The sequence below is a fragment of the Sulfitobacter dubius genome, assembly GCF_027214245.1.
Taxonomy (GTDB): domain Bacteria; phylum Pseudomonadota; class Alphaproteobacteria; order Rhodobacterales; family Rhodobacteraceae; genus Sulfitobacter; species Sulfitobacter dubius_A.
This window is the reverse complement of the sequence record NZ_JAPWHM010000005.1, coordinates 93519-105785: the sequence shown is the minus strand read 5'-3', so window position 1 is coordinate 105785 and position 12267 is coordinate 93519. Positions and strand designations below refer to the sequence as shown.

Below are 12267 nucleotides of genomic sequence, written 5' to 3'. Positions count from 1 at the left end.
CCGATGAGCGAGCAAAGCAATGAGACGGGTGAGGACCGGTTGATCGACCCGATCGCCTCTCAGCCCGGCTATGAAGAGACCGAGACCCGCATCGCGCTTGAGGGCCACCCGATCCACGCCATGAGCGTGGCCTTTCCCATCGCGCTGTCCTTCTGCCTGCTGGGGGCCGATCTGCTCTATTGGTGGACCGGCGATGCCTTTTGGGCGCGAGCGGCCCTCTGGGCGGCGGGGACGGCGTTCTTCTTTGGCGTGCTGGCGGGGTTTTCCGGCGCTGCCGAGCTTTTGCTTGTGAGCGGCATCCGCTCCCGCGCTGCCGCTTGGACCCATGCGATCATCGCCGTGACCTTGCTGGCGGTCTTGGGCGCGAATTGGGGCCACCGGCTCTATGGTTATGAGGCGGCGGTGCTGCCTTACGGCATCCTCCTGTCGGGGCTGGGCGCGGTGATGGTAGGGTTTACGGGTTGGCATGGGGGCAAATTGGTCTTTGATTATCGTTTGGGCACGTCGAAGGGCAATTGACCGCCCCGCGGTTCAAGCAGCCAGCCGGGCAGGGGGAAGTCCCAGAGGTCGGGCTTGCCTAAAACCAGCATGAGGATCACGATGACGGGGATGCCGACGGCAGTGATCGGCAGGTAGGATCGGGGCAGGCGGTGTTTCTCTGGCTTCTCGGCCACCTGCACCACCAGATGCCCAATCCAAGCATGGGCGGCGGCAAGCGCCGCGACAAACAGCAGCTTGGCATAAAGCCAAGGGACGAAAACCTCACGAAAGAAGATCAGCCATGTGCCCGCCACCACCGCCACGACAGCAGCGGGGGTGACGAGGATGGCATAGGTCGTATGAGTGGCGCGGCGGATGCGACTGTACTCCTCCGCCGTGCCAGCGGGATCATGGCGGGACAGCATCAGGGGCAGGGCAAGCAGCCCGGCGCACCACAGGATGAGCGCGGCGATATGCACGCCTTTGAAGAGCGTGATGAGAACCGGGAACCAGCCGCTCACGCGGAGCCCGCCCGCAGGGTCGCCCATCCGTGCCGTGCTACGGCCCCGGCGACGACCGCATAGGGCAGTCCCGCAGGCACCCACATCAGGATACCGCCAAGCTGTTGGTCGGCCAGCGGCGAGAAGCCCCAGTCCATGGGGGCAACGGCATGGGCGGCATAAAGCGCTTCGGGCGCGAAGGTCAGGATCGCCCCCAAAAGACCCATCTGAGCAAAACCGGCGATGAGCAGGGTCAGCGCCTCGACGGGCGTGCGACCGGGGGCAAACACTGCGCGCCAGAACCACAGGGCAGCGCCGAGCAGGCTAATCTGCATCAGCCAGTATACCCCGACATGTGAGAGTGCGAGATCATAAGCCATCGGCAGATGCCAGCCCCAAAGCACCACGGTCGAGACGGCGAAGGCCGCCATCGCACCACCCGCCCGCCGCGAGGGCCATGCGCGGGCCAACAACGGCGCGGCAACGGCGAAGAGCAGCACGTGATGCACCACCCGCGCCGAAAACAGTGCCGAGGAAAGCGCACAAAGGGGCGAGACTAAGGCCAGCACCAGAACCCCCACGGCGGCCATCCCGTGGCGGCTACGCGCGCGCAGGACAACGAAGAAGAGCAAAGACAGAGCGGCCAGAAGAAGCGGATCGAAGTTCCAGCGAAACCAAAAATCCTCCGGCCCCGGTGCCGGTCCACAATAGGTTCGGATCCAAGCATCGCTGAGCAAGGTCTATTTTCCCTTTGGTCGTTCCTTAGCAGGAACGCCGCGCGCGCGCAGTTCGTTCCAAACAAATTGAGTGGCGGTTGGGTTTCTCCAGAGCCCGATCAATTTTCCTTGACCCCCGGTAAAAGCGATCCAGCTTCTACCACAGGGCGCATTACGCCCCGAGGCTATACGCATCACTTGGAGGGGTCACTTGTCTTTTCCGACGCGCCGCAAAATTCTGAAATCCTTGCTGTTCGGCGGCACCGCCATCGCCGCCCCTTCGGCTGTCTTCGGCGCGATCTATGGCCGGGGCGAGGGGATGCCTTGGGAGCCCCTGAAGGGCCAGCCCCCGTATTACGGCACCCATGAGGATTGGTTCTTTACCCCCGATGAACGCGAGGCCGTCGCCGCGATCTGCGCGCGGCTGATCCCGTCGGATGGGGACGGGCCGGGGGCGGTTGAGGCTGATGTGATCACCTTCCTCGACCGGCAAATGGCGGGGTTCTATGGCCGTGGGCAGCATTGGTACATGAAGGGCCCCTTCCGCGAAGGCACGGCGACCCAAGGCTATCAAAGCGAGTACCCCCCGGCAGAGCTTTACCGTCACGCGCTTGCTGAACTCGACGGCTATTGCCGCGCGCAGCAGGACGCCGGGTTTGCCGCGCTGAGCGCGGCGCAACAGGACGAGATCCTCAAGGGGATGGACGACGAGGAAATCACCTTCGACGGGGTCTCGGCCAAGGCGTTCTTTGACCTGATCCTGAAAAACACCATCGAAGGCTATTTTGCCGATCCAATCTACGGCGGCAACCGCGACATGGTGGCGTGGCACTACGTCGGCTTCCCCGGCACCCGCTATGATTACCGCGATTTCGTGGGCCACAACGGCGCGCGCATTGATCTGCCGCCGGTCAGCCTGATGGGCCGTCCCGGCTGGAACAGCTCTGAATAAGACACGAGGTGACACGATGACGAAACAGCTTCCAAAGGTCGACGTGGTTCTGGTCGGTTTCGGCTGGACCGGGGCGATCTACGCCGAGAAGCTGACCGCCGCCGGGATGGAGGTGCTGGCACTGGAACGCGGGCCGTGGCGCGACACGCCCAAGGATTTCGCCACCACCTTCGCGCAGGACGAACTACGCTATTACTGGCGCCACGGGATGTTTCAGGAAGCCTCGCAATCCACCGTCACCTTCCGCAACAACGGCGCACAGACGGCGCTGCCGATGCGGCACTGGGGGTCCTTCCTGCCGGGCAATGGCGTGGGCGGTTCGGGCGTGCATTGGAACGGCCAGACCTACCGTTTCCTGCCGTCGGATTTTGTCGCGAAAAGCCATAATGAAGAACGCTATGGCCCGCTGCCCGAAGGGATGACGGTGCAGGACTACGGTGTCACCTATGAGGAGTTGGAGCCGCATTTCGACTATTTCGAGAAGATCTGCGGCATCTGCGGCACGGCGGGCAACCTGCGGGGCGACATCCGTAAGGGCGGCAACCCTTTTGAGGGGCCGCGCAGCGATGACTACCCCAATCCGCCGATGCAGATGACCTTTTCGCAGGACCGGTTCGAGGCTTCGGCGCGGGATATGGGGTTGAACCCTTTCCCGGTGCCCTCGGCCAATATGTCGCGCGCCTATGTCAATCCGCTGGGGATGCAGCTGGCCCCCTGCACCTATTGTGGCTTTTGCGAGAAACACGGCTGCGGCAACTATTCCAAATCTTCGCCGCAGACCACGATTATCCCGGTCTTGATGAAGCGGGAGAATTTCACCCTACGCACCGATTCCGAAGTGCTTTCGGTCGAGAAATCCCCTGATGGCACCCGCGCCACCGGGGTCACCTACATCGATACTAGTGGCGAGGAATTTTTCCAGCCCGCCGAGGTCGTGGTGCTCTGTGCTTACCCGCTGGAGAACACCCGGCTGATGCTTTTGTCCGACATCGGCACGCCATATGATCCGCAGACCGGTGAAGGCGTGGTAGGCAAGAACTACTGCTATCAGGTGATGTCCGGCGCGACGGTCTTTTACGATGAGGAATATACCAACGGCTTTGTCGGCGCGGGCGCGCTCGGCATGGCGGTGGATGAATACAATGGCGACAATTTCGACCATTCCGGGCTGGGCTTTATCGGGGGTGGCTATATCGCCTGCTACACAACCAACGCGCGGCCCATCGAAAGCCATCCGGTGCCCGAGGGCGTGCCGGGCTGGGGCAGCGAATGGAAACAGTCGGTCCGGGCCAATTTCCTCAAGACCACCACCGTGGGCGTGCACGGCGCCTCGATGGCACATCGCAGCAACTACCTTGATCTTGATCCCACCTATACCGACCGACATGGCAGGCCGCTCTTGCGCATGACCTATGATTTCACGCTGAACGACCGCCGGCTGACTGCCCATATCACCCCGGTGGCCGAAGAGATTGCCCGAGGCATGGGCGGGCGCGAGGTCAACGTGGCCGAGCGCAAGGGATCCTACGACTCGATGCCCTATCAAACCACGCATAACACCGGCGGTACGATCATGGGGACTGACCCGCAGACCAGCGTTTGCAACCGCTATTGCCAGAGTTGGGACCTGCACAACCTCTTCGTCGCCGGGGCAGGGCTGTTTCCCCAAAACGCGGGCTACAACCCGACCGGGACCGTGGCGGCGCTGGCCTATTGGTCGGTCGCGGCGATCATCGATCAATATATGGCCGACCCCGGCCCGCTGGTGCAGGCATGAAGCGGTTGGCCCTGATCACCGCCCTCTGCGGCGCGAGCCTTGTCCCGGCTGAGGCGCAGGAGCTTGCCTCCTCCGAAGTGGAGCGGGGCCGCTACCTGACGCAGGCGGGCGACTGCAAAGCCTGCCACACGGATATCGACAACGACGGCATCCCCTTTGCCGGGGGCCGGGCGCTAAAAACACCCTTCGGCACGATCTATTCCGCTAACCTCACTCCGGATGACGAGACCGGGCTGGGCCGCTGGTCGCGGGAGGATTTCTACAATGCGTTGAACGAAGGGATCGACGACGAGGGGCGGCATCTCTACCCGGCGATGCCCTATCCCTATTTTACCCTGATGACCCGACAGCAGACCGATGCGATCTTTGCCTATCTGCAATCGCTCGAACCGGTGCATGTGAAGGAAGAGGAAAACGATCTGCCGTTTCCGCTCAACATCCGCATGTCGGTGAGCGGCTGGAAGTTGTTGTTCTTCGAGGACGCGGAATTCGAGGTCGACCCGGACCGTTCCGAGGCATGGAACCGTGGCCGTTTCCTCGTCGATGGGCCGCTGCACTGTGGCGGCTGTCACACCGGCAAGAACCTCCTCGGTGCCAGCAAGGATGGTGAATACCTGCGCGGCGGTACGCTGGAGAATTGGTTCGCCCCAAACATCCGCGGCGGTGAGAACGGCGGCATTGCACATTGGAGCGAGGACGACATCTTCGAGTTCCTGAAATACGGACGCGCCAAACATACCGCCCCGATGCAGCGCATGGGCGAGGTTGTTTCGATTTCGACCCAGTTTCTGGAAGAGAAAGACCTGCGGTCCGTCGCCACCTATCTCAAAACCCTCGACGACACGGCGCGCGAGCTGGAAGAGGCCCCCGAGACGGCGCGGATGGAGGCCGGGGAAGGGCTTTACTTCGACAATTGCGCCGCCTGTCACGTGGCCGATGCCTCGGGCGTGCCCTATTTCTTTGCGCCGCTCAGCACGTCGAACAAACTACACGCCAAGGATCCTTCGACCGCGATCCGTGTCATCCTCGGCGGTGCCCGCGCCCAGCCGACCGAAACGATCCCCAGCATGCTGGCCATGCCACCCTTTGCGTGGAAACTCACCGACACGCAGATCGCCGACCTGCTGACCTACCTGCGCAATACCGGGAACCGCCAGAGCGGCGCGGTCTCGGCGGAGGCCGTGGCCGAGATGCGCGAATATCTAGCTGAGGAATATTGAGGGTGATCCGATGAGAACTGCCGAGCCATCGCTTGTCGCGACATTGAGCCTTGCGCTGTGCTTCTCGGGCGCGGCGATGGCGGAACCGCTCTATCTTGGCGAAGTGGAACACAATACCGATGACCGCGCTGTCATGATTGCGATCGTAGAGCATTGTGCTGGTCTGCAGGCAGAGGTTGAGGCAGCAGAAATCGCCGGGCTTTCAAGAGATGATGAGGAGGGCATTAAGGAAGCTGGTGCAAAACAGCCAAAGCCTTTTGCCAACTCCCGCGGCATTACAGTTGACCGCCTTGCCTCAGGTAACGGGACGGGTGAACTGCCGGACCTCTCTCACGTAGCTGCGAGGGACTGTGCCGCGGCTGGCATTACCTATTAGGGGAAAGCCGCCATTTTTTTTTGGGGGGGGCTCGCCTGCAGATGTTAAGGGCCGCTTTCGGCTAACACAGCGTCCCCCAACGGGGGCAAAACAACCGGATATGCATAGAGATAAAATGGAGGCGAGTACCGGAATCGAACCGGTGTACACGGATTTGCAAGACTTTGAATGTATCCGAAATCATTGAGAAAAATGTTTAGAAGTAGGGTGAGATACGGTGGAACATAGGGTGAATGTTTAGACCGTGTTTCTGGTGACATCGGTAGATATTGACGGAAGGCAGAAGCTGAAACTACGGAGCTTCCTCGCCCGCCAGAGTCCGTCTAACAACCGAGCCGCCAAAATGGTTATAGATGAACGGCTTGCCGGAATGCCTCGGGAAAGATTATTGAAGCCTAAGAATGATTTGGCTGCATCAAATTCCTTCGCCAATGCGATCAAACTCCTTCGGGTCAGATAGAGGCCATTTCGCGAAAAAATCTTTCGCCAACCTAGTATTCGTCAAACCAATATCATTCCGCATTGCGCGGTACAGTGGGTCAATAGATCGTAGAATTTGCTTGGGAGTGGGTTGTGATGTACTGAGTGTTTGGAAGTCTACTAGTGCTTGCAAAACTTCCTCGGAACCCCATAGTAGGCAGTCAGTTTTGAACTCAATCAATTTCTTTACGAGTTCTCCTTCGTCAAGAGGTTCTAAGCCTAGTTCATCTTTATGTGCCATCATCACCCGCTCTATCAACTTGATGAACGAAAAGTATATCTCCGTCTTCTTTGCTCGGTGTGCGTCGTCGATCTCACGTTTTCGGATTCTATTCTGTGTGTAAAGCGCGCCAGTTAAGCCCACAGCGGCGGTTACAAAAGCAACGAATAAAGGGACGTATTCGTTTGGTTTTAATTCTTTTGCACCTACCAAAACATATGCTGTCAATTTATAGAGGAACCAAAGTATAGTGCCTAAGGCTGTGACGGTGAGCAGACCTATCAATAGTTTGAAAAAAGATTTCATACGATCATCCTGATGAAATATTATAGCCATTCTAAATAAAATAGCGCAACTGGACACCCTCGCGAAGCCGCAGTCATTGTAGTTAAACTTATTGCCGGTGCACGTGTCGGACGAAGCTGCGCAGGTTCGCAAGTCTTTCATCACCCAATGGAATGTCCTGTAGCAATTTGGTAACGAATTTAGGCCCGTGGAGACCGATCTCAGGGGCGTAATTTTCTATCTCGCCAACCGGTACAACAACAATAGATAAGTTATCCAGTGCGGCAATTAAGGTTGCGTAGTCTTTTTGAGCCTTTCCGTTCGGAATAGCACGTGTTCCAAACTTCTTCACTTCCGCCCATGGCTCGCCTCTTTTCAGTAGCTCGTGAATATCACCTTTAGGCAAAGCATCATCGCCGCTTTCAGTGAGACGCGCAATAATCTGCTGTTTGATTTCCGTATTGGTTGGCGGAGTCACGCCCGCTGTGACAGCTGCATTCACCCGGCGCCAAAGAGGTTCAATGATAGACCAGTCGCCTCCAAAGCCTTCAACTGTGGTTTTTACGAGGACTGCATCTGACAGGAAGTCGATGTCGAAAACGCCAGTAACAGGAACGCCTATTTGACCAAGAACACGTGCGATTTTGTGAATCGAATGTTTTCCCCCGGCGGGTACGTAAGCTGTGTCTTTCCAGTTTTCTTCTGCTTCGCGTTCCATGTGATCTGCAATGGAATTGAATAAACGACAGTCGCTGTCATCCTCACAGATTATCGTTTGCTCATGAAAAATGCCTTCTAGTGCATTCGAATACCGAAGGTCTGGTTGCTCCCAAAGTGTCTTAATCGTAGCAATTGAGGCTTCAGTTACCTGATTTACATCCCCATTGCGTTGCATCCGTAAGATGCGAACTGCTCCACTTGTACCCGTAAGAAAACCTCTCATTATATCGCTGCTGTGAGTAGCTACCAGTAGTTGGCCTCTGACTTCTTCGGCTAAAGTTTCGCCCAGCCGTCGCATTTGGGGAGGATGTAAGAAAGCTTCGGGTTCATCAATTAAGGTGATATCTCTTTCAGTTGCGACGGCCTCAAACAATATCCCGGCGAAGCTTTTGACCCCATCGCCCTGTTCATGAAGTAAGGGGAAAGAGTTGACTTTCGCCACATAAGTGTCGGAGACACGATCTTCGCCTGCTTCGACGATTGGCCGGCTTCCAACGTGGATGGGTAAGCTTGCACCACCGCGAAAATTAAAGAATAAGTCGTCTCCGAAAGCCCTTCGAAACAATCGGCTGATGCGCTCCATAAGGTCTTGCTCGTCATACAATACCTGCTGCGGCTTTGTTCGCTGGGCTCCTACAGACACACTATTCTGGAGACCGGTAATGTTGAGGCGGGTTTCTGCTACGATGTTCTTGATAAAACCCTCAGCGCTTTGCCAAAGCATTGGCTGCTTGAACCAGTGCTCTACGAAGCCTTCATTCATTGTCCAGTCTCGCACTTGGTAGGATTGTCTCTGACTATCGTAGGTTCCGCTCTCTTCTAAGAATGCGCGGAATGCTTCCTCGTCGCCTGTCTTCTCAAAGCTCATGCCTTTGACGACCTTATTGCGCTGAAAGTTGCCGAGCTGGCTTTCTGCAGACGTTACGACCTCCCTCAATGTAAGCGACTTGCCACTGTTATTCGGGCCAACCAACATCAGTTTTTCATTTCGGCCTAAATGAAATGTTTGACCGTCTGAAAAAGTGATCGAAGAAAGTGAGGCAATCGGTTTAGTCATTAAATGGGTGTCCTTGTGCTCACCCAGCATCGAGACATTTTCTCTCAATCGAACTTTTAAAGTAAAAATGGTGACGATACGTCGATAAACGCGGCGAGAGAATGACTTTGGGTGCTATGTTATATTTTCCGTTCTAAGGGGAGATATCGAAAGACATCAAGCAAAAAGATTTGTCTGGATAAACGTGCCGACCAATATTAGTTTTTTCTCTAACGGTGCTGGGTTAGCTGCCTATCCGTTGGCAGCTAGCTTCCGCGTCCGGCCCGTTGTAGCTCGTTAAGTTTCGGTTGTTGTCGCAACACTAGTCTCGCGCCTTCCTAGATTTAAAATTCGGAAGGGGCGCGTTAGGCAGGTCGTGCACCCTCTGCCGCAATCGGCACACCGAACTTGACACAGCGCGTGTTCTGAATCACATCAGTAACACGCGCTTATGCGTATACCCCTCGATACAATACTGCATCTAGTGGTGGCACCTCGGATTGCCGCCTGTAGAAGCTGGTGCCGGAAGCACCTCTGCTGAGATGAAGCACCTCTGCTGAGATCACGATTTGTTTCAGTCGTTTATATGCACCTAGTGGTGGGCGCAGGCTTGCTCGGATTGCGCCGCCTAAAAAACTCTGTCCTAGCTGTCTTAAAGAGCGGTTTGCATGGGTCCTTTCCCATTCGTCCGACCGGACGCGCGAACCCGAATTTGGAAAGATGTCAGCGATGGACAGTATATCTAAGTTTCTGGGCATTCGGGCATATCTGCGCGATCTATTCTGCAGGTTATTGAACAGGTTCATTTCGGCAGAAACCTATCGAGCAGTCGCGCAGCCGAACCGTCAAACGGGCGGCGAAGCTAAGCCGCGTCTGCGGCGCATATTTCCCTTCTGCAACACTTCACCAGACGGCATCGGGGGGTTGCCACTAGTATCCCTCTCAAGGTGGACCTGATGTCCACCTCTAGCGTTGAGCAACGTGCTCTCTCCCTGCTTAGGGCGTTCGAAAATGCAGGCAAAGCAGTGAGCCGTGTCACAGTTGAAGGCAAAAGGATTGAACTTGTGCTATCTAAAGAGCGTGAGGATGATGAGTACGCGGGGATAGACATGCGCCATGACCAAACGTGAGCTGCCAAAGCACGTCTACAAGCAGCGCAACGGGCTGTATTTCCAGCGGCGTGGATGGTCGTCCCAGAAATTCGAGCATGAGTTCGGAACGCCCGCATTCTGGAAGGAATACGCGGACATACTCAGTCAAAAGGACAAGCCGCGCGTTGTCACGTCTCGAACCTTTGATGCGCTTATTAAGAGCTATCACAAGTCGCCCCGATACGCGAATTTGAAGACCCGCACGGCGCTCGATTACGACAAGCACCTCGTCTTCTTCGCCACCATCATGGGGGACCGGAACCCGGCCAAGATGCAGCGCAAGGATGTGATCCGCTTGCGCGACGCAAACGCCCACAAGGCGTATTTCGCGAACTACTCGCTCCGGGTCCTCAGGGTGCTCATGGAGCACTGTGTGGACCTTGGCTGGCGTGACACCAATCCGGCACGTGGTGTTCCCGAGCTCAAGACCGTCAGGCAGGAGCGTCAGCCATGGCCTCAGGAGCTTCTGGAGGCCTATCGGGATGATTGTCCCATCGGGACACGTGAACGGCTTGTCATGGAGCTGTGCGTCGGTACGGGCCAGCGGATCGGAGACGTTTTGGAAATGCGTTGGTCCGACATTCAGGACGGCGCATTCTTCGTGCGGCAGAGTAAGACGAAGAAAGAGTTGTGGGTTCCAATACTCGACGAGCTGCAAGCCGCTCTCGACGCGGCAAGCCGTCACTCAGTATTCATCGTAACAAATGAGCGTGGGACTAACCGATGGTCTTACCGGGGTGCCTCTGCTGCGGTCAGAAAGGTCCGGGACCGTATCGGTGCCCTAGACTATGATATCCATAGCTGGCGCTATAACGCAGCCTGTGAGTTGGTCGAGTCAGGCTGCAGCGATGATCTCGTAGCTGCGGTAACGGGCCAGAGTCCGGCCATGGTGCTACACTACACGAAGAAGGTTCGCCAGCGGATCAGAGCTGTCGAAGCCCAGCAACGGCGCGCCAGGCAGCGCGACCAATAGTTTCAAGTATTCTTTTTTGCCAATGCGCCGGATATGGTCGTTAACAGCCCAACCACAATACCCCAACCAATGTACTCCAATCCCTGATCGATGGATTGGCCCGAACTCTTAGTTCCAAGATAGCGCGCAGACGCTGCCTCATATGCCGCTTGGTCGACGAAATTGTATGCTACGTAGAGACCGAGCGCTGTAAGTAGCAGCCCTCGAAGTAGAAGACCAAAGGCCAAAATCCTTCCAAGCCATGTGAAAAACATTGGTATCCTCAGTCTGATAGTTCCCTTGAGCTGGGGTGGTTGGCAGCGGGCTCCTGATCCAACCCAGAAAACAGTGGGAAGTTCCTTCGGTTTGAGGTTCAAGCACTGTTGTTGGGCGCTAGTCAAAACGGAACGGAACAAAAACAGAATGTTTAGACATTTGTTTAGACACGCGGGAGCGCGTTTCTCAATAGTCAGCTAAGCTATTGACTTTTAATGGAGGCGAGTACCGGAATCGAACCGGTGTACACGGATTTGCAATCCGCTGCGTAACCACTCCGCCAACTCGCCGACCGGTGGTTGGCGCACTGCTAACGGATCACGAGGAAGGCCGCAAGACCCATATGCGTGTGAAAATGCGGTCAGGGCGTTGCCGCTGGCCCGGCAATGTGGCACATCACTCTTCAGACACCCTGAACGAATGAGTTTAGCTGATGAGTGATTTCGCCGCCCGCCGCGTAACCATGGTAGATACGCAGGTCCGCCCTTCGGATGTGACCAAGTTTCCAATCATCGACGCGATGTTGACCGTGCAGCGCGAAGACTTCGTGCCCGCCGCGCAGCGCGAGGCCGCCTATCTGGGTGAGAACCTTGATCTGGGGCAGGATCGCGTGCTGCTTGATCCGCGGACATTGGCCAAAATGCTCGATCACCTCGACATCACGAACGACGAGCTGGTGCTCGATATCGGCTGCGCAATGGGCTATTCCAGCGCCGTGATCGCCCATATGGCCGAGGCCGTCGTCGCCGTTGAGGAAGACGAGGCGATGGCCGCCGAGGCGCAGGAGGCGCTGGCGCAGGCCGGAGCGGACAATGTGATCGTGCATGTCGCCCCGCTGACCGAAGGCGCGCCGCAGCATGGTCCCTATGATGTTGTGATGATTCAAGGGGCGGTGGGCGACGTGCCTGAAGCCTTGTTCGAGCAGGTGAAAGAGGGCGGGCGTATTGCTTGTCTCTTTATGGATCGGGGTCTGGGCGAAGTGCGCGTGGGCTATAAACGCGGTGGCCAGGTGTCCTGGCGGCCCGAATTTAACGCCGGTGCGCCGGTGCTGCGTGGCTTTGAACGTCAGGCAGAATTCCAGCTGTAAGCGGAATGAATGGCGCGCCGATCCGTATCGCGCGCCGCG

12 protein-coding genes and 1 tRNA gene are annotated in these 12267 nt (G+C 57.0%); 8 read left to right on the top strand and 5 right to left on the bottom strand.

Annotated features, from left to right (window positions below; all coding sequences use genetic code 11):
* The first annotated feature begins 3 nt into the window (after positions 1-3).
* Entirely contained in the window at positions 4-519 is a 516-nt protein-coding gene (locus tag O4H31_RS13415; protein WP_259986300.1) for a DUF2231 domain-containing protein, read from the top strand.
* Here O4H31_RS13415 and O4H31_RS13410 read toward each other — a convergent pair.
* Together O4H31_RS13410 and O4H31_RS13405 are read right to left on the bottom strand one after the other, a co-directional pair.
* The gene (locus tag O4H31_RS13410; RefSeq protein ID WP_269346574.1) at positions 489-1001 is read right to left on the bottom strand and encodes a CopD family protein; all 513 of its coding nucleotides are present in this window, start codon (positions 999-1001) and stop codon (positions 489-491) included. The genes O4H31_RS13415 and O4H31_RS13410 overlap by 31 nt on opposite strands.
* Positions 998-1717, bottom strand: coding sequence for a cytochrome c oxidase assembly protein (locus O4H31_RS13405; RefSeq protein WP_269346572.1), 720 nt, complete (start codon positions 1715-1717; stop codon positions 998-1000). Before O4H31_RS13405 ends, O4H31_RS13410 begins: the two co-directional genes overlap by 4 nt.
* A 190-nt stretch (positions 1718-1907) precedes the next feature.
* On the opposite strand from O4H31_RS13405, the gene O4H31_RS13400 reads away from it, so the two are divergent.
* The 4 genes from O4H31_RS13400 to O4H31_RS13385 are packed head-to-tail and all read left to right on the top strand — an operon-like array spanning position 1908 to position 6021.
* On the top strand, positions 1908-2648 hold the full coding sequence (locus tag O4H31_RS13400) for a gluconate 2-dehydrogenase subunit 3 family protein (protein WP_269346570.1): 741 nt from the start codon (positions 1908-1910) through the stop codon (positions 2646-2648).
* 16 nt (positions 2649-2664) lie between these two features.
* The gene (locus O4H31_RS13395) at positions 2665-4425 is read left to right on the top strand and encodes a GMC family oxidoreductase (RefSeq protein ID WP_269346568.1); all 1761 of its coding nucleotides are present in this window, start codon (positions 2665-2667) and stop codon (positions 4423-4425) included.
* Positions 4422-5645 (top strand): c-type cytochrome, encoded by a 1224-nt coding sequence (locus O4H31_RS13390; RefSeq protein ID WP_269346566.1) that lies wholly within the window; start codon positions 4422-4424, stop codon positions 5643-5645. Before O4H31_RS13395 ends, O4H31_RS13390 begins: the two co-directional genes overlap by 4 nt.
* Before the next feature lie 10 nt (positions 5646-5655).
* Positions 5656-6021 carry a hypothetical protein gene (locus O4H31_RS13385; RefSeq protein ID WP_269346564.1) on the top strand — a complete coding sequence of 122 codons (366 nt, stop codon included), beginning with the start codon at positions 5656-5658 and terminating at the stop codon, positions 6019-6021.
* Between the two features lie 415 nt (positions 6022-6436).
* Here O4H31_RS13385 and O4H31_RS13380 read toward each other — a convergent pair whose 3' ends face one another.
* Positions 6437-7027: a hypothetical protein gene (locus O4H31_RS13380; RefSeq protein ID WP_269346562.1), complete on the bottom strand. Its 591-nt coding sequence runs from the start codon at positions 7025-7027 to the stop codon at positions 6437-6439.
* An 88-nt stretch (positions 7028-7115) separates the two neighbouring features.
* A complete protein-coding gene (locus tag O4H31_RS13375; protein ID WP_269346560.1) occupies positions 7116-8783 on the bottom strand; it encodes an ATP-dependent nuclease in 1668 nt (555 codons plus the stop codon).
* Between the two features lie 935 nt (positions 8784-9718).
* Here O4H31_RS13375 and O4H31_RS13370 point away from each other — a divergent pair.
* On the top strand, positions 9719-9892 hold the full coding sequence (locus tag O4H31_RS13370) for a hypothetical protein (protein ID WP_269346557.1): 174 nt from the start codon (positions 9719-9721) through the stop codon (positions 9890-9892).
* A complete protein-coding gene (locus O4H31_RS13365; RefSeq protein ID WP_269346555.1) occupies positions 9879-10886 on the top strand; it encodes a tyrosine-type recombinase/integrase in 1008 nt (335 codons plus the stop codon). The genes O4H31_RS13370 and O4H31_RS13365 overlap by 14 nt, the downstream gene beginning before the upstream one ends.
* A gap of 471 nt (positions 10887-11357) precedes the next feature.
* On the opposite strand, the gene O4H31_RS13360 is transcribed toward O4H31_RS13365, so the two are convergent.
* Positions 11358-11431 (bottom strand) — tRNA-Cys (locus tag O4H31_RS13360).
* A gap of 143 nt (positions 11432-11574) precedes the next feature.
* Between O4H31_RS13360 and O4H31_RS13355 the strand changes: the two genes are divergently transcribed.
* Positions 11575-12228, top strand: coding sequence for a protein-L-isoaspartate O-methyltransferase family protein (locus O4H31_RS13355; protein ID WP_269346553.1), 654 nt, complete (start codon positions 11575-11577; stop codon positions 12226-12228).
* Positions 12229-12267: the final 39 nt, after the last annotated feature.